Below are 15,675 nucleotides of genomic sequence, written 5' to 3' on the forward strand. Positions count from 1 at the left end.
GTGAACTGGCTCACGTGCGGAACCTTCTCGAAATTGTTCGTTCAAGCAGCGTTAATGCCGTTTCGCGCATTACGCGCGCGCGGCCGGTGCGCCGGCTGGCGCGCATCCGGTTCGCCCGGCAGATCCTGCTGTTCCAGATCTGCGTCGTCCTGCTCGTGGTCGGGGTCGGCTTCGCACTCGTCGGCTGGCTGATGGACCGCCAGCTCACCGACCAGTACGAGCGGCGCGCGCTCGCCGTGGCTCACGCGGTCGCCGCCGACCCGGACATCGCCGACGCCGTCGCGGCCGGTGACGTGCCGGTCGTCAGTACCGATGCCGAACGGGTACGGCACGCCACACACGCACTGTTCGTCGTGGTCACCGACACCCGCGGGATCCGGCTCGCGCACCCGAACCCGGCCGAGATCGGCCACCACGTGTCGACCGACCCGTCCGAGGCGCTCGCCGGGCACGACGTGGTCGACGTGCAGCGCGGCACGCTCGGCTGGTCGGCCCGCGGCAAGGTACCGGTCTTCGCGGCCGACCACCGGGTCGTGGGCGAGGTCAGCGTCGGGTTCGCGGCCGACGACGTGCGGGCCAACTGGTTGCGGGTGCTCGCCGACGCGGCGCTGTTCGCGGGCGGCGCGCTGCTGCTCGGCGTCGCCGGCTCGGCGCTGCTGTCCCGCCGGCTCAAGACCCAGACGCTCGGGCTGGAACCGCGCGAGCTGGCCGAACTGGTCCAGGAGCGCGAGGCGGTGCTGCACGGCGTCGGCGAGGGGGTGGTCGCCACCGACGCCGGCGGGCGGATCACCGTGTGCAACGACGAGGCGGCCCGCCTGCTCGGCAGCCGGCCCCCGGTCGGTGCCCGCGCCGCCGCGCTGGCCCTGCCGATCCGGGTCCGCGCCGCGCTGTCGCGCCGCACCGACCAGGAACGGATGATCGCCATCGCCGGCGACCGGGTGCTCGTCGCCACCAGCCGCCAGGTGCATCGCGACGGCCACGATCTGGGCACCGTGCTGACGCTGCGGGACCGGACCGACATCGAGACGCTGACCCGCGAGCTGGACACGGTGCGGTCGCTGTCCGGCGCGGTCCGGGCGCAGCGGCACGAGTTCGCGAACCGGCTGCACACCCTCGCCGGCCTGCTGCAGACCGGCCACCACGCCGAGGCGGTCGAGTACCTGCACGCGCTGCAGGACGCGCCGACCGAGCTCGGGCCGGCGCCGGACGGGATCCGCGACCCGTACCTGCACGCGTTCCTGTCCGCGAAGGCCGCCGAGGCCGGCGAGGCCGACGTGCGGCTGGGGGTCGCCGACGTCAGCTGGGTACCCGGCCGGGTCACCGCGCCGGTCGCGGTCACCACGGTGGTCGGCAACCTCGTCGACAACGCCGTCCGGGCCGCCCGCCTGGGCACCCGGCAACCCGCGTACGTCGAGGTCACCCTGCTCGCCGACGGGGCCGCGCTGCACGTGTCGGTCGCCGACTCCGGCGACGGGGTACCGGCCGGGCTACGGGCGCAGATCTTCGCCGAGGGGTTCACCACCCGGATCAGCACCGGGCACGGGCTCGGGCTCGCGCTCGCCCGGCAGGCCGCCCGCAGCCTCGGCGGCGACGTCCGCCTCGCCGACGCCGGCGCCGCGGACGCCGGGGTGGGCGGCGAGGCCGGACACGGCGCGGTGTTCGTCGCGCAGCTGCCGGCGACCCTCGACAGCCCCGGCGCAGCTGGTGTACTGGTCGACGGCCGGCAGGCGGGACCGGAGGAGGCGGGGTGCTGAAGGTACTGGTGGTGGAGGACGACTTCCGGGTCGCGGAGGTGCACGTCGCCTTCACCGAGCAGCTCGACGGGTTCACCGTGGTCGGCACCGCCCGTACCGTTGCGGAGGGGCGCCGGCTGATCGCCGAGACCCGGCCCGACCTGCTGCTGCTCGACCGGTACCTGCCGGACGCCTCCGGGCTGACGCTGCTGCACGACGTGCCGGTCGACACGATCATGCTCACCGCGGCCGGCGATGCCGAGACGGTACGCGCCGCGTACGCCCTCGGTGCGCTCAACTACCTGGTCAAACCGTTCACCGCGGAGCAGTTGGCGGACCGGCTGCGCGGCTACGCCCGGTACCGGGCGACGCTGGCGGCGGCCGGCCCGCTGAGCCAGGCCGACATCGACCGGGCGGTCCGGCTGCTGCACGAGGGCGACCGGACGGCCGCACCGAAGGGCCACTCCCCCGTGACCGCCCGGCTGGTCGCCGACGCGCTGCAGGCGGCCACCGAACCGCGCTCGGCCGCCGCCGTCGCGGCCGAGCTCGGGATCGCCCGCGCCACCGCGCAGCGCTACCTCGCCTCGCTCGCCGAGTCCGGTCGCGCCACGATGACGCTGCGGTACGGCACCACCGGACGGCCGGAGCACCTGTACGTCTGGCTGCCCGGCTAAACGGCGGGTTCGAGCCGCGGTCACCGCCGCGCGCCGACCAGCTGCGGCGCCGGTGGGCACAACATGTCGTACCCCCCGCCTAGCCTCTCCCCCATCGGTGCCGCCGTCGGCGGCCGATCGATCCACCGGTGCGAGAGATCGGGGGCGGGCGATGAGGCGATTCGTGGCGACAGTCGAGCAGCGTGACGACGGCTGGGTGGCAACGGTGCCGGACGGCGAGCAGGTGCTGGTGCACGATCCGCGGTCGATCACCTGGGAGCTGCGCGAGCAGCTCGGGGCCCGGCTGGGGTGGTCGAGATCCGGTGCACGGCACGACATCCGCGTCGACCTGGCGGATCCGTCGGGGCGAGCCGTGCACGGTTTCGTGCTGCTGTTCGTGCCGCTGGGGCCGGCTGGCGACTACCGTGCGGTGCGCTCGTCGCCGCCGAGCGGCTGCCGGTGGTTCGGCGCCGAGCTGCCCGGGCTGCGTTGCGTGCGGCCGGGCCCGACCCGGCTCGCCGCGATCGCCGACACGGTGGCGGAGCTGCGGGCGGGCTACGGGCTCGCCGCCGAGGCGAGCGATCTCGGCTTCGAGAAGCTCTGGGAGTGGTCGTCGGATCCCGAGCACGGCACCGACCTGGTCGCCCAGCTGCTGCTGATGGCCGCGCAGCGGGCCGGTCAGCTCGGCATCGGGCCGGGCGAGTTGACCGACTTCCTGCAGGCCGCGCACCCCGGGCCCGCCCCGGCGAACCGGTGACGACGGCCGGCGCGGCGCGCGTCCGCATCGTCCGAAACCTCCTTGGCGCGGTGGTGCGGCCGGTGTCATGATCGCCGTCCGCGAAGAGAGGTGACGGCATGCGCCGGACGGCAGACCTGACCGAGCTCACGCCGCTGGTGCGGGCCGCGACCGGTCGCCGACCGGTGGCGATCCGGCGGCTGGCCGGTGGCTCGAAGAAGGGCGTCTACCGGGTCCGGCTCGACAACGCCGGCGCGGTCGTGGTCTACCTGTGGCGACCCGACGAGGACTTCTGGCCGGCGACGGCACGCCGGAATTGTGGCCCGGCCGACCCGTTCGCGCACGCCAGCGGGTGCCGGCTGTTTCTGGACGCGCACCGCCGGCTGTCCGCGCTCGGCGTCGGGGTGCCGGAGATCCTGTTCCGCGACGAGCGGCGGCGGTGGGTCGACGCCGACGCGGTGGTCGTCGGCGATCTTCCCGGCCCGTCGCTGGAGACGCTGCTGCGGCAGGGTCCGCAACCGGCCACGATGGACGCTCTCGCGGCCGCGTTGGACCGAATGCGCTGCTGCCCGGCGCCGGCGATCGGCAAGGTGGGCCCGGTCGACTCCGGCGTTCGGATCGACGAGACGCGCTGCGAGCGCCTCGTCTACGAGCGCGCACTGGCCGACCTGGCCGACGCGGCGCGGCGCGAGCCGCGCCTCGCCGCCGCCGAGGACCGGCTGGCCGCAACGCTGCGCACGCTGTACGAGAGGGTGGCGCCGCGGCCGCTGGTGGGGCTGGTGCACGGCGAGCTCGGCGGCGACCACGTACTGGTGCGGCCGGACGGCACGCCGGTGCTGATCGACATCGAGGGCGCGATGTACTTCGACCCGGAGTGGGAGCACGCGTTCGCCCGGATCCGGTTCGGCGCGCACCATCCCGATCTGGTGCGCGGGCCGCTCGACGAGGCCAGGCTTCGCTGCTACACCCTCGCCGAACACCTGTCGCTGGTGGCCGGGCCGCTGCGGTTGCTCGACGGCGACGTCCCGAACCGCGCCGCCTTCACCGCGATCGCCGAGTACAACCTGGGCGCCGCGCTGGCCTTCGATCCGGACCGGCCGATGTCGGTGACGCGCGGCTGACGGTCAGCTCAGGCCGATCTGGCCGGCCATGCTGCGGGCCTGGAAGTCGAACCACTCGGCCCGGCGGTCGATCAAGCTGTTGAGCTGGCCGAACAGTTCGAAGCTGATCGCGCCGTAGAGCTGGGACCAGGCGAGCAGGGTGCGCGCCAGGAGGTGCTCGTCCAGGTCGGTCTCGACCCGACGGGCCACGTCGGCGAGCTCGGACCGCAGCGGGGCCGGGAGCGGCGGCTCGGTGACCGGCGCCAGCCGACCGGCGTCGCGCGCCTCGCCGACGATGCCGACCAGCACGTACGGGGTGCGGCTGGCCGGCGCGGTGGTGTCCAGCGGCGCCCGGTAGCCGGGTACCGGACTGCCGAGCACCAGCGCGTACTCGCTGGGCGCGGCCAGCGCCCACCCGCGTAGCGCCCGCGCCACCGCGAGCCACCGGCCGGCGAAGTCGCTGCGTCGCCGGTACTGCGCGTCGGCGGTCTCGGCGGCCTCGCCGAGACCGTTGTACGCGTCGATGATCAGCGCGGTCAGCAGGTCGTCCCGGCTGCCGAAGTACCGGTACAGCGCGGACGAGGCCATACCCAGCTCGCGAGCGATCGCGCGCAGCGACAGGTTCGCGCCCTCGACCGCGAGCTGCGCCCGGGCCGCCTTCTTGATCTCCTCGGTCAACTCGGCCCGGACCCGGGCCCGAATCGACGTGCCACGCTCCACCATGTTGCGAGTATCGCACACAACCGAGAGCAGTGCTCTTGACAGCGAGCAGGAGTTGAGCGAATAGTGGTCTCAAACGAGAGCATCGCTCTCCCTTGTGAACGGAGGAAACATCATGGCTCTGCACGTGATCGTCGGCGGCGGCCCCGTCGGTACCGCCACCGCCCGGGTCCTGCTCGAGCGCGGCGAACAGGTACGCGTCGTCACCCGCCGCGGGTCCGGCCCGGCCGAGGTCGAACGGGTCGCCGCCGACGCGACCGACGCCGACCGGCTCACCGAGCTGGCCACGGGTGCCGTCGCCCTCTACAACTGCGCGAACCCGCAGTACCACCAGTGGCTGACCGACTGGCCACCGCTCGCCTCCGCGCTGCGGGTCGCCGCCGCGCGCACCGGCGCCGTGCTCGCCACCGCGAGCTGCCTGTACGGGTACGGACCGGTCGACGGGCCGATCACGCCGACCACCCCGCTCGCCGCCACCCACCCGAAGCTGCGGATCCGGGCGGACATGTGGCGCGACGCGCTGGCCGATCACGAGGCCGGTCGGATCCGCACCACCGAGGTCCGGGCCGGCGACTACATCGAGGCCAACTCGGTGTTCAGCGCCGTGCTCGGCGCACCGATCCGGGCCGGGAAACGGTGCTTTTCGGTGCTGCCGGTCGACGTGCCGCACACCTTCACCGCCATCACCGACATGGCCCGCACCCTGGTCACCGCGGCGACCACGGAGGCCGCCTGGGGCCGCGCCTGGCTGGTGCCGAGCGCCGCGCCGCTGACCGTCCGCGAACTCGCCGACCGGTACGCGGCGGTCATCGGCGCGCCGCAGCCCCGCATCACCGCACTGCCCTACCCGGTGTTGTGGAGCACCGGGCTGGCCAACTCGTTCCTGCGCGAGATGCGTACCACCTATTACCAGTGGGCGCGGCCGTTCACCATGGACAGCAGCACCACCGAGGCCGCCCTCGCGCTCACCGCCACCCCGCTTTCCACCGTCCTCGCCTCGGTACCGGCCTGATCGGCCCGGGCGGTGCCGCGCGAATCGGGTGGGGCTGGCCGCCGCGGTCGAAACCGGCGGTTGGTAGCGTCTGCGAGCACTCGCGCGTAGTCATCACCGTCGACGAGGAGAACCATGGCAACCACGATTCGTCGGGCAGTCATTCCGGCCGCGGGTCTGGGGTCGCGGCTGCTGCCGCTGACCAAGGCGACGCCGAAGGAGATGCTGCCGGTCGGCGACAAGCCGGTGATCGAGCACACCGTCCGGGAGCTGATCGCATCCGGCATCACCGACATCACGATCGTGGTGTCCGAGGGCAAGTCGCTGATCCTGGACCACTTCCGGCCCAACCCGGCGCTGGTGGCGCGGCTGCGCGAGGACGGCAAGACCGCCTACGCCGACGCGGTGGAGGAGGTCGGCGAGCTGTCCTGGCAGGGCCACATCACCTACCTGGACCAGCACGGGCCGTACGGCAACGGCACGCCGGTGCTGAACGCGGCCCGCAACTTCGGTGACGAGCCGGTGCTGGTGCTGTGGCCCGACGACGTGTTCGTCGCCGCCGTGCCGCGGGCGCAGCAGCTGATCGCGGCGTACGAGAAGACCGGCTGCCCGGTGCTCGCCCTGATGCCGATGGAACCCGCCGACTCGGTCCGGTACGGGGTGCCCACCGTCAACGAGGATCTCGGCTCCGGCCTGCTGCGCATCGGTGGCCTGGTGGAGAAGCCGAACCCGGCCGACGCCCCGTCCAACTACGCCGCGATCGGCGGCTACGTGATCACGCCGGGAATCGTGGACGAGCTGGCCGAGCAGACCCGGCGCTGGTACGAGCACCGGAGCGGCGAGATCTACCTGACCGACGCGATCAACGCCTACGCCGCGCACCACGCGGTCTACGGCAAGGTCATCCAGGGCCAGTGGTACGACACGGGCAACCCGCTGGCCTACCTGACCGCGCAGTTCGCCGCCGCGCTGGCCGATCCCGAGTACGGCCCGCACCTGCGGCGCCTCGCCGCCGAGGCGCCCGACCAGCCCTGACCGGCCGCCCCGTTCGGATCCCGCATCGGCGCGCCAGCCACGTCGCCGGGCTCACCCGACGACGCCCGAGCGGTGCGAGAGCTCAGGCGCGGCAGCGGATCTCGCCGTGCAGCAGGCTCAGCCAGCCGTCCTCGTCGTCGGTCCAGGCACGCCAGGCGGCGGCGATCCGGTCCAGGTCGGCTCGCGTGGCGGCGCCCGAGTCGACCAGCTGGTGGGCCAGGTCGGAGGCGACGATCCGCTCGGCCCACATGCCGCCCCAGTACCGGCGGTCGGCCGGCTCGGCGTGGCACCAGACGCTGGCGCTCGGGGTGATGTCGGTGAACCCGGCGGCTCGGGCCCAGGCGAGCAGGCGCCGCCCGGCGTCCGGTTCGCCGCCGTTGGCGCGGGCGGCGGCCCGGTACAGCGCGAGCCACTCGTCCAGCTCGGGCAGCTGCGGGTACCAGGCGAAGGCGGCGTAGTCGGCGTCTCGCGCGGCGACGATGCCGCCCCGCCGGCAGACCCGGCGCATCTCGCGCAGCGCCAGGACCGGGTCGGCGACGTGTTGCAGCACCTGGTGGGCGTGCACCACGTCGAAGCTGTCGTCGCCGAAGCGCAGGTGTTGGACGTCGTCGACGACGAAGTCGACGTTGTCCAGCCCGCGCCGGCGGATCTCGGCCCGGGCCAGGTCGAGCGCCGGGCCGGTCCGCTCCAGCGCGGTGACCCGGCCGGGCGCGACCAGCTCGGCCAGGTCGGCGGTGATGGTGCCGGGGCCGCAACCGACGTCGAGCACCGACATCCCCGCAGCGAGGTCTGGCAGCAGGTAGCCGGCCGAGTTCGCCGCCGTCCGCCACCGGTGCGAGCGCAGCACCGACTCGTGATGGCCATGCGTGTACACGTTGCTCGTCATGCCCCGACCGTAGTCTCGCGTCCCGCAATACGGAACAGTGCTCTTGTATCTTGAGACTCAGGCGCCATGCCCGTGGTGGTACCGGTGGGCGACGGCGTGGCCGCGACCGCGCGAGATCAGCCACCGGTTGACCGGTGTGGCCACCACGAACGCCAGCGCCAGCGCGATCAGCAGCGACGACCAGAACAGCACCGAGGCGAGCCCGGCGTCCATCGCGCCCGGGATGGCCAGCACGGTGAGGTTGTCGATGATCTCCATGACCACGATCGACACCGTGTCCGCGGCGAGCGCGACCCGCAGCGCGGCACCGACGCCCAGACCGGCGCGCACCATCCCGCGCATCGTCAAGGCGTACCCGAACACGAATGCCAGCGCGATCGACAGCACCACCGTCACGCCGTTGGACAGCCCGAACGCGGTCCCCAGCACCATGCCGAGCACCTCACCGATGGCGCAGCCGGTCAGGCAGTGCAGGGTCGCCTGCGCGGCCGACCGCCAACTGACCGACCGCCATCCGGTCGCCCCGTGCCCAGCAGTCCCGTGCCCCGCAGCCCCGTGCCCCGCGTGACCGGCCGCGGGTTCGTGCATGGCGTGGCCAGTGGCACCGGGGCGAGCCGCCGCCCGGGACGCGCCGCCATGTTCGTCACTCATCTCGAGCTCCCTCACCACGTCGCCGCGCTGGTCCGCGGCACTCCGTGACTATACCCCCCAGGGGTATAGCAGCGACAGGGTTTCCGGGAGACCGTGCTCACGTCCGGCCCGCCGCCGCCGGTGGCCCGTGGCCACGAAGGAGCGAACGTCGGTGCCGAGACACGCATCGGTCGGCGCGAGCGGTGGACAGCAACCGTACGACCGTGCGATTCTGTGCTGATGGCGAAAGGTGCGCAGACCCGGGAGGCGATCGTCGACACTGCCGTCGAGCTCGCCTTCCGGGTGGGACTCGGCGGGCTGACCATCGGCGAGCTCGCCCGGGCCCAACAGATGTCCAAGAGCGGGCTGTTCGCACACTTCCGATCCAAGGAGGCGCTGCAGCTCGCCGCGCTGGCGCGGGCCCGCGAGACGTTCGTCGACCTGGTCGTTCGCCCGGCGCTGACCGCGCCCCGCGGCCTGCCCCGCATCCGCGAGCTGTTCGAGCGGTGGCTCGACTGCGGCCGCGGCGGCGTGCCCGGCGGCTGCCTGTTCGTCAAGGCGGCCACCGAGTTCGACGGCCAGCCGGGGGCGCTGCGCGACCAGCTCGCGCAGGACCACCAGGACCTGTTCGACACGATCGGCCAGATCTGCCGCAGCGGCATCTCGGTGCACCAGGTGCGCCCCGACGTCGACGCCGAGCAGTTCGCGCACGACCTGTACGGCGTGATGCTGGTCTTCTACCTGACCCACCGGCTGCTGGCCGACCCGGCGGCCGAGACGCGCGCCCGGGCGTCGTTCGAGACCCTGGTCGCCGCCGTGCGCACCGAGGCCACCTGACCACGGACGCGAGCCGACTGCGGCACCACACCACCACACCGACCGAGGAGAGCGGCCATGACCACCACGATGTCGCCACAAAAAAGCACGATCGTTCGTACTCACACCGACCTGCGCATGCGAGGTATCCGACTGGCGTTCGGCGCGGCGGAGCGGTTCGCACCGGCACTCGGCGGCCGGCGGGCGGCACTGCTGTGGTGCACCCCGCCGCACGGCCGGGGCCGGCGCCGGGACGACCGGCCGGCGCTGCCGAGCCGGCACGACACGCTGTCGACCGGACACGGCCGCCGGCTCGCCGTGCAGAGCTGGGGTCCGGAGCGCGCCGCACCGGTGTACCTGGTGCACGGTTGGGGCGGCTGGCGCGGCCAGCTCGGGCGCCACGTCGAACCGCTGGTCGCCACCGGCCACCGGGTCGTCGCGTTCGACAGCCCGAGCCACGGTGACTCCGGGCCCGGTGTACTGGGGCCGCACCGCAGTACCGCCCCCGAGATGGTCGACGCGCTCACCGACGTGGTGGCGCACTACGGCGCACCCGCCGGCATCCTCGCGCACTCGCTCGGCTGCGCGACGAGCCTGGTGGCACTGTCCGACGGCCTGCCGGCGGCGCCGCTGGCGTTCGTCGCGCCGGCGGCCGATCCGCTCGCCCGGATCGGCGAGTTCACCGCCGCGCTCGGCGCCGGCGAGCGGGTCGAGGCGGCGCTGCGGCGGCGGCTGGAGGCTCTCGGCGGGCGGCCGCTGGCCGACTTCGCGGTCACCGAGTGGGCCGCACCGCAGCGTCCGCCACTGCTCGTGGTGCACGACCGGGACGACCGCGAGACGTCGTACGAGCAGGGCCGACAGCTCGCCGAGCGGTGGCCGGGCGGCGAGCTGACGACCACGACCGGCCTCGGCCACCTGCGGATCCTGCGGGACGCCGCGGTGATCGACCGGGTCACCGGGTTCCTCACGTCCCGGTGACGCCGGTGCGCCACGCGAACGCCTCAGGCCATGCCGCCGTTGGCGTAGAGCACCTGTCCGTTGATCCAACGTCCCGGGCCGGCCAGGAACGCGACCAGCTCGGCGATGTCGTCCGGGGTACCGAGGCGGCCGAACGGGTTGGCCCCGGCGATCTGGTCGATCAGCTGCTGCGGCTTGCCCTCGAAGAACAGCGGCGTGGCGGTCGGTCCGGGCGCGACGGCGTTGACCGTCACGTCCCGGCCGGCCAGCTCGCGGGCGAGGATCAGGGTCAGCGCCTCGACCGCGCCCTTCGACGCCGCGTACGCGGCATAGCCGGGGGTCGCCAGCTTGGTGATCGAGGTCGAGAAGTTGACGATCGCGCCGCCCGGGCGCAGCCGGCGGGCGGCGAGCTGGTCGACCACCATGGTGCCGCGCACGTTGGTGCGCTGCACCCGGTCGAACACCGCCAGGTCGAGCTTCTCGACCGGGGCGAGCGGCATGATGCCGGCGGTGTGCACCAGCACGTCCACGCCGCCGAACCGCTGCTGCGCGCGGTCGAACAGCGCGGTCATCTGCGCCTCGTCGGCGACGTCGCCGCCGTCGGCCACCGCGGTACCGCCGGCCTCGGTGATCGCCCGGACCGCCTGGTCGGCCGGGGCCTGGTTGTGGGCGTAGTGCACCACGACCGCCAGCCCGTCGGCCGCCAGCCGAGTCGCGGTCGCCTGGCCGATGCCGCCGGACCCGCCGGTCACGATCGCCACCCGTTGCGTTGTCTGCATGATCGCCTCCGCTGTTGTGGACTGTACGTCCACTAATTTGAATGTAGACGCGTTGTCCATATACTGCAAGCACACGTGCGGGAGGCGACATGAGCGAGCAGGCAGCGCTGCGACCGGGGCGAGGGCGGCGACCGGCCGCAGCGGTACGGCAGGCGATCCTCGCCGCCGCCACCGAGCTGCTGTTCGAGCACGGGCTCGCCGCGGTGACGTTCGAGAAGGTCGCCGCGCGCGCCGGTGCCAGCAAGATGACCCTGTACAAGTGGTGGCCCTCCCCCGGCGCGCTCGCCCTGGACGGGTACTTCACCGCGGTCGAGCAGACGCTGGCGTTCCCCGACACCGGCGACATCGAACGCGACCTCACCAGCCAGCTGCACGCCTTCGTCCGGCTGCTCACCGAACGGCCCGCCGGCCGGGTCATCGCCGAGCTGGTCGGCGCCGCCCAGACCGACCCCGATCTCGCCGCGGCGATCGCGCAGCGCTACACCAGGCCCCGGCGGGCGCTCGCGGTCGACCGGCTGACCCGCGCCCAGCGCGCCGGACAGGTGCGCGCCGAGCTCGACCCCGAGGTGGTGGTCGACCAGCTGTGGGGCGCCTGCTACCACCGGCTGCTGCTGCCGGACCTGCCGATCGACGCCGGCTTCGCCGATGCGCTGGTGCGCAACCTGATCACCGGCATCCGGCCGTGACAACCGTCCCACGCATCGAGGATCGGTAACGGCCGGCGCGCACCGGCCGGCCGGTCGAATACAGTCCGGGGGTCGCCACCGTTCCGCCGTGGAGCGGTGGATACAGCGGAGGGGTTGGCCGATGCGGAAGCCGAACGGATTGTCCAGGCGCGGTGTGCTCGCCGGCGCGGCGGGGCTGGTGGCCACCGGCGCACTCGCCGCCTGTGGCTCCAACACCGGCCGCGGCTCGTCCGGCGGTGGCTCGGGACCGACGATCGCCCAGTGGTACCACCAGTACGGCGAGGCCGGCGTCGAGCAGGCGGTCAAGCGGTACGCCAAGGCGTACTCGAAGGCGAACGTGCAGGTGCAGTGGACCGCCGGCGACTACGACACCAAGCTCGCCACCGCGCTGGTCGGCAGCGGCGGGCCGGACGTGTTCGAGCAGTCGGTGGCGAAGGTCGACCAGGTCCGGGCGCACCAGCTGGCCGACCTGACCGACGTGTTCGGTGCGGCGAAGGACGACTTCACCCCGGCGGTGCTGGACGCACAGACCGTCGACGGCAAGATCTACGGCATCCCGCAGGCGATCGACATGCAGATGCTGTTCTACCGCAAGAGCTGGCTGGCCAAGGCGGGCGTGTCGGCGCCGACCACGCTGGCGGAGCTCGCCAGCGCGGCGAAGAAGCTGACCAACAAGAAGGTCAAGGGGCTGTTTTTGGGCAACGACGGCGGTGCCGGGGTGCTCGGTGCGGTACCGCTGTGGTCGATCGGGCAGGGCTACCTGTCCGAGGACCAGCGCAAGGTCGGGTTCGAGGCGGAGGCCGCCGCGCCGGTGTTCGCGGCGCTGCGCACCATGTACAGCTCAGGCAGCCTGCTGCTCGGCGCGCCGGCCGACTGGTCCGACCCGTCGGCGTTCACCCAGGGGCTGACCGCGATGCAGTGGTCCGGGCTGTGGGCGGTACCGGTGGTGCAGAAGGCGCTCGGCAACGACTTCGGCGTGGTCGCCTGGCCGAAGGGCGACGACAGCGGGAAGCCGTCCGTGCCGATCGGCGCGTACGCCTCGACGGTCAACGCGAAGAGCAGGCACGTCGACGCGGCGAAGGCGTTCGCGAAGTGGCTGTGGATCGACAAGACCGGCTACCAGCGCGACTTCGACCTGTCGTACGGGTTCCACATCCCGGCGCGCACGTCGATCGCGGCGAAGGCCGACAAGCTGTCGTCCGGCGCCGGCAAGGACGCCGTCGACCTGGTCCAGCGGTACGGGAAGGTGCAGGCGACACCGGGCTGGACCTCGCCGATGAACACCGCCTACACCGACGCGCTGAACAACATCATCCGCAAGGGATCCAACCCGGAGAGCGAGCTGAAGACCGCGATCGGCAAGATCGACAAGCAGCTGCGCACGCTGTACAAGTGAGCGGCCGCGACGTGACCGGCGGAGACGTGGCGCACGCCTCGGCGCGGGACCGGCGGCGGGCCAGGCGGCACGGCCGGCAGCGCACCTGGCCGGCGTTCTGGGTGTTCGTCGGCCCGTTTCTGGCCGGGCTGATCCTCTTCACGTTCCTACCGATCGTGTGGAGCGCGGTGCTCAGCTTCTTCGACGCGCACAACACGGTCACCCCGACGCGGTTCGTCGGGCTGGCCAACTACGTCGACATGCTGACCAACTCCGACTTCCTCGCGAGCCTCGGCACGTTCAGCGTGTTCGCGGTGTTCATCGTGCCCACCACGGTGGCGATCTCGCTCGGGCTGGCGCTGCTGGTGCACCGGCTCCGGTTCGCCCGGGCGTTCTTCCGGTCGGTGTTCTTCCTGCCGGCGGCCTGCTCGTACGTGGTGGCCGCGCTGATCTGGAAGCTGTCGATCTTCAACGGCGTCCGGTTCGGCCTGGCCAACACGGTGCTCGGGCTGTTCGACGTCGACCAGGTGCCGTGGCTGTCGTCGGCCAGCCCGCCCTGGTACTGGGTGGCGCTGGTGACGCTGCGGCTGTGGCTGCAGGTCGGGTTCTACATGGTGCTGTTCCTCGCCGGCCTGCAACGCATCCCGGGCGAGCTGTACGAGGCGGCGTACGTGGACGGCGCGAAGCCGGGCTGGCAGGTGTTCCGGTACATCACGCTGCCGCAGCTGCGGGCCACCACGGTGGCGGTGGTGCTGCTCAACCTGATCGCCGCGTACCAGGCGTTCGACGAGTTCTACAACCTGATGAGCTCGGCCCGCGGGTACCCGCCGTTCGCCCGGCCGCCGCTGGTCTACCTGTACTTCACCGCGCTCGGCCAGGGCCAGGACTTCGGCCACGGCAGCGCGGGCGCGGTGATCCTCGCGCTGCTGATCGGGATCGTGACGGTGTTGCAGGGCAAGCTGTTCGGCTTCGGCCGGCGGGACTGACGGTCCGGCGTTCGGGGTGGCCAGCAGGCCAAGGCGAGGCCGCCAGGACAGGGAGGGGACGATGGACGGTCCACACGCGGTCGGGTACGCGCGCAGCGCCCGCGGCCGCATCGGCGCGATCGCCCGGTACTCGGCGCTGGTGCTCGCGGCGCTGCTGTTCCTGCTCCCGTTCTACCTGCTGGTACGCAACGGGCTCGCCTCCGACGCCGAGATCACGGCGCCGGACTGGACGTTCTTCCCCACCACCCTGCACTGGGGCAACATCGGCGAGCTGTTCGACGATCCCTCGGTACCGATGGCGCACTCGCTGCTCAACTCGGTACTGGTCAGCGTGGTGCAGACGATCGGGCAGGTGGCGCTGTCGTCGATGGCCGGGTACGGACTGGCCCGGATCCCGTTCCGGCACGCGAATCTGGTGCTCGCGGCGATCGTGGCGACGTTGATGATCCCGGCCGCGGTCACGTTCGTTCCGACGTTCGTGGTGGTCTCCTCGCTGGGCTGGGTGTCGACGCTGCGCGGGCTGATCGTGCCGGGCCTGTTCAGCGGGTTCACCGCGTTCCTGTTCCGGCAGTACTTCCTGAGCTTCCCGAAGGAGCTGGAGGAGGCGGCGCGGGTGGACGGCCTGGGCCACTGGGGCGCGTACTGGCGGATCGTGGTGCCCAACTCGACCGGCTTCATCGCCGCGATCGGCGTCATCACGTTCCTCGGCTCGTGGAACGCGTTCCTGTGGCCGCTGGTGATCGGCCAGGACTCGTCGTCGTGGACGGTGCAGGTGGCGCTGTCGTCGTTCATGACCGCGCAGACGATCAACCTGCACGAGCTGTTCGTCGCGGCCGCGGTGTCCATCCTGCCGCTGCTGCTGGTGTTCGTGTTCCTGCAGCGCTACCTGGTCCAGGGGGTCGCCGAGTCCGGCATCAAGGGCTGAACCGGGCCGTTGTTCGCATCTCGATCAGCCGATCGGTGGAGTGCACCCGCCGATCGGCGGGGCCCGCGGGCCCGCCGCAGCACCGGGTTTCCGGGTGGCTTCGGCGGATGTGGCCGAGCGTTCCCGCTGGGAGCGTTGTGGTGTCCGACATCGAGGTGACGACGGGAGACCCACCACCATGGACACCCAGCAGGCGCTCACCGAACGCCGCACCGCCACCGCCGGGCTCCGGGCCGCCCGCACGCTGGTCGGCGCGTACCTGGCCGTGAGCGCGCTCGCGGTCGCCGCGCTCGTGGCGCTGCACGACCATCCCAGCCTGGTCAACTCCGCCTCGTGGGTACGGGCCAGCATCGTGCTGGTCACCGCCGTACTGATGTTCCTGTTCGCCCGCGGCGCGGTCCGCGGGTCGCGCCGGGCCTGGCTGCGGCTGCGGATCGCCTCCGCGGTGATGCTCGTCGCGATCGCGGTGATCGTGTCGCTGCCCGGCTTCCTGCCCGCGTGGTTGCGCATCGAACAGGGCCTCTGCGGCCTGCTGCTCCTGGCCGTCGTAGTGCTCGTCAACCGGCGCGCCGTGCGTACCGGGTTCGCGGCGAGCTGACCGTGGCCGCGCCCCGCTCGACCACGACCCTGGAGCCCGCCCGCCCGGCTAGATTGGCCCCGGGGGGCG

17 protein-coding genes are annotated in these 15,675 nt (G+C 72.7%); 13 read left to right on the forward strand and 4 right to left on the reverse strand.

What is annotated here, in order from left to right; all coding sequences use genetic code 11:
* The first annotated feature begins 86 nt into the window (after positions 1 to 86).
* The 4 genes from Asera_RS23860 to Asera_RS23875 all read left to right on the forward strand — a co-directional run bounded on the left by Asera_RS23860 (position 87) and on the right by Asera_RS23875 (position 4,243).
* Positions 87 to 1,754, forward strand: a complete 1,668-nt coding sequence (locus Asera_RS23860) for a sensor histidine kinase (protein WP_244844003.1) — start codon at positions 87 to 89, stop codon at positions 1,752 to 1,754.
* On the forward strand, positions 1,748 to 2,407 hold the full coding sequence (locus tag Asera_RS23865) for a response regulator (protein WP_030447438.1): 660 nt from the start codon (positions 1,748 to 1,750) through the stop codon (positions 2,405 to 2,407). The genes Asera_RS23860 and Asera_RS23865 overlap by 7 nt, the downstream gene beginning before the upstream one ends.
* A gap of 163 nt (positions 2,408 to 2,570) precedes the next feature.
* The gene (locus Asera_RS23870; protein ID WP_157034942.1) at positions 2,571 to 3,143 is read left to right on the forward strand and encodes a hypothetical protein; all 573 of its coding nucleotides are present in this window, start codon (positions 2,571 to 2,573) and stop codon (positions 3,141 to 3,143) included.
* A 98-nt stretch (positions 3,144 to 3,241) separates the two neighbouring features.
* Positions 3,242 to 4,243: a phosphotransferase family protein gene (locus Asera_RS23875; protein ID WP_035297360.1), complete on the forward strand. Its 1,002-nt coding sequence runs from the start codon at positions 3,242 to 3,244 to the stop codon at positions 4,241 to 4,243.
* Positions 4,244 to 4,246: 3 nt separating this feature from the next.
* Here the strand turns inward: Asera_RS23875 and Asera_RS23880 are convergent, their stop codons facing one another.
* Complete coding sequence (locus tag Asera_RS23880; RefSeq protein ID WP_030447441.1) at positions 4,247 to 4,945, reverse strand: TetR/AcrR family transcriptional regulator; 699 nt, start codon at positions 4,943 to 4,945, stop codon at positions 4,247 to 4,249.
* A gap of 112 nt (positions 4,946 to 5,057) precedes the next feature.
* Between Asera_RS23880 and Asera_RS23885 the strand changes: the two genes are divergently transcribed.
* Positions 5,058 to 5,954, forward strand: a complete 897-nt coding sequence (locus Asera_RS23885) for an NAD-dependent epimerase/dehydratase family protein (protein ID WP_035297362.1) — start codon at positions 5,058 to 5,060, stop codon at positions 5,952 to 5,954.
* A gap of 114 nt (positions 5,955 to 6,068) precedes the next feature.
* Positions 6,069 to 6,968, forward strand: a complete 900-nt coding sequence (locus Asera_RS23890) for a UTP--glucose-1-phosphate uridylyltransferase (protein ID WP_030447443.1) — start codon at positions 6,069 to 6,071, stop codon at positions 6,966 to 6,968.
* An 82-nt stretch (positions 6,969 to 7,050) separates the two neighbouring features.
* Here Asera_RS23890 and Asera_RS23895 read toward each other — a convergent pair whose 3' ends face one another.
* Together Asera_RS23895 and Asera_RS23900 are read right to left on the reverse strand one after the other, a co-directional pair.
* The gene (locus Asera_RS23895) at positions 7,051 to 7,842 is read right to left on the reverse strand and encodes a class I SAM-dependent methyltransferase (RefSeq protein ID WP_211255650.1); all 792 of its coding nucleotides are present in this window, start codon (positions 7,840 to 7,842) and stop codon (positions 7,051 to 7,053) included.
* A gap of 69 nt (positions 7,843 to 7,911) precedes the next feature.
* Positions 7,912 to 8,505, reverse strand: coding sequence for a DUF4396 domain-containing protein (locus tag Asera_RS23900; protein WP_084131979.1), 594 nt, complete (start codon positions 8,503 to 8,505; stop codon positions 7,912 to 7,914).
* A gap of 219 nt (positions 8,506 to 8,724) precedes the next feature.
* Here Asera_RS23900 and Asera_RS23905 point away from each other — a divergent pair, with 219 nt between their 5' ends.
* Both Asera_RS23905 and Asera_RS23910 read left to right on the forward strand, forming a co-directional pair.
* Complete coding sequence (locus tag Asera_RS23905) at positions 8,725 to 9,321, forward strand: TetR/AcrR family transcriptional regulator (RefSeq protein WP_030447446.1); 597 nt, start codon at positions 8,725 to 8,727, stop codon at positions 9,319 to 9,321.
* Between the two features lie 117 nt (positions 9,322 to 9,438).
* Positions 9,439 to 10,278: an alpha/beta hydrolase gene (locus Asera_RS23910; protein WP_035297364.1), complete on the forward strand. Its 840-nt coding sequence runs from the start codon at positions 9,439 to 9,441 to the stop codon at positions 10,276 to 10,278.
* Between the two features lie 23 nt (positions 10,279 to 10,301).
* Here the strand turns inward: Asera_RS23910 and Asera_RS23915 are convergent, their stop codons facing one another.
* The gene (locus Asera_RS23915; protein ID WP_030447448.1) at positions 10,302 to 11,036 is read right to left on the reverse strand and encodes an SDR family oxidoreductase; all 735 of its coding nucleotides are present in this window, start codon (positions 11,034 to 11,036) and stop codon (positions 10,302 to 10,304) included.
* Between the two features lie 89 nt (positions 11,037 to 11,125).
* Between Asera_RS23915 and Asera_RS23920 the strand changes: the two genes are divergently transcribed.
* The 5 genes from Asera_RS23920 to Asera_RS23940 all read left to right on the forward strand — a co-directional run bounded on the left by Asera_RS23920 (position 11,126) and on the right by Asera_RS23940 (position 15,606).
* A complete protein-coding gene (locus tag Asera_RS23920; RefSeq protein ID WP_030447449.1) occupies positions 11,126 to 11,722 on the forward strand; it encodes a TetR/AcrR family transcriptional regulator in 597 nt (198 codons plus the stop codon).
* 121 nt (positions 11,723 to 11,843) lie between these two features.
* Positions 11,844 to 13,118 carry an ABC transporter substrate-binding protein gene (locus Asera_RS23925; RefSeq protein WP_030447450.1) on the forward strand — a complete coding sequence of 425 codons (1,275 nt, stop codon included), beginning with the start codon at positions 11,844 to 11,846 and terminating at the stop codon, positions 13,116 to 13,118.
* Positions 13,115 to 14,083 carry a carbohydrate ABC transporter permease gene (locus tag Asera_RS23930; protein WP_212804718.1) on the forward strand — a complete coding sequence of 323 codons (969 nt, stop codon included), beginning with the start codon at positions 13,115 to 13,117 and terminating at the stop codon, positions 14,081 to 14,083. The genes Asera_RS23925 and Asera_RS23930 overlap by 4 nt, the downstream gene beginning before the upstream one ends.
* A gap of 61 nt (positions 14,084 to 14,144) precedes the next feature.
* Positions 14,145 to 15,008: a carbohydrate ABC transporter permease gene (locus Asera_RS23935; protein WP_030447452.1), complete on the forward strand. Its 864-nt coding sequence runs from the start codon at positions 14,145 to 14,147 to the stop codon at positions 15,006 to 15,008.
* A gap of 178 nt (positions 15,009 to 15,186) precedes the next feature.
* Positions 15,187 to 15,606: a hypothetical protein gene (locus tag Asera_RS23940; protein ID WP_030447453.1), complete on the forward strand. Its 420-nt coding sequence runs from the start codon at positions 15,187 to 15,189 to the stop codon at positions 15,604 to 15,606.
* The last annotated feature ends 69 nt before the right edge of the window (positions 15,607 to 15,675 follow it).

The sequence above is a fragment of the Actinocatenispora sera genome, from assembly GCF_018324685.1.
GTDB lineage: Bacteria > Actinomycetota > Actinomycetes > Mycobacteriales > Micromonosporaceae > Actinocatenispora > Actinocatenispora sera.

Bases quoted from the DNA above. Each gene is read 5' to 3' on its own strand.
- Asera_RS23875 (WP_035297360.1), top strand. From the start codon at position 3,242: ATGCGCCGGACGGCAGACCTGACCGAGCTCACGCCGCTGGTGCGGGCC.
- Asera_RS23880 (WP_030447441.1), bottom strand. From the start codon at position 4,945: ATGGTGGAGCGTGGCACGTCGATTCGGGCCCGGGTCCGGGCCGAGTTG.
- Asera_RS23885 (WP_035297362.1), top strand. From the start codon at position 5,058: ATGGCTCTGCACGTGATCGTCGGCGGCGGCCCCGTCGGTACCGCCACC.
- Asera_RS23890 (WP_030447443.1), top strand. From the start codon at position 6,069: ATGGCAACCACGATTCGTCGGGCAGTCATTCCGGCCGCGGGTCTGGGG.
- Asera_RS23900 (WP_084131979.1), bottom strand. From the start codon at position 8,505: ATGAGTGACGAACATGGCGGCGCGTCCCGGGCGGCGGCTCGCCCCGGT.
- Asera_RS23905 (WP_030447446.1), top strand. From the start codon at position 8,725: ATGGCGAAAGGTGCGCAGACCCGGGAGGCGATCGTCGACACTGCCGTC.
- Asera_RS23910 (WP_035297364.1), top strand. From the start codon at position 9,439: ATGCGAGGTATCCGACTGGCGTTCGGCGCGGCGGAGCGGTTCGCACCG.
- Asera_RS23915 (WP_030447448.1), bottom strand. From the start codon at position 11,036: ATGCAGACAACGCAACGGGTGGCGATCGTGACCGGCGGGTCCGGCGGC.
- Asera_RS23920 (WP_030447449.1), top strand. From the start codon at position 11,126: ATGAGCGAGCAGGCAGCGCTGCGACCGGGGCGAGGGCGGCGACCGGCC.
- Asera_RS23925 (WP_030447450.1), top strand. From the start codon at position 11,844: ATGCGGAAGCCGAACGGATTGTCCAGGCGCGGTGTGCTCGCCGGCGCG.
- Asera_RS23935 (WP_030447452.1), top strand. From the start codon at position 14,145: ATGGACGGTCCACACGCGGTCGGGTACGCGCGCAGCGCCCGCGGCCGC.
- Asera_RS23940 (WP_030447453.1), top strand. From the start codon at position 15,187: ATGGACACCCAGCAGGCGCTCACCGAACGCCGCACCGCCACCGCCGGG.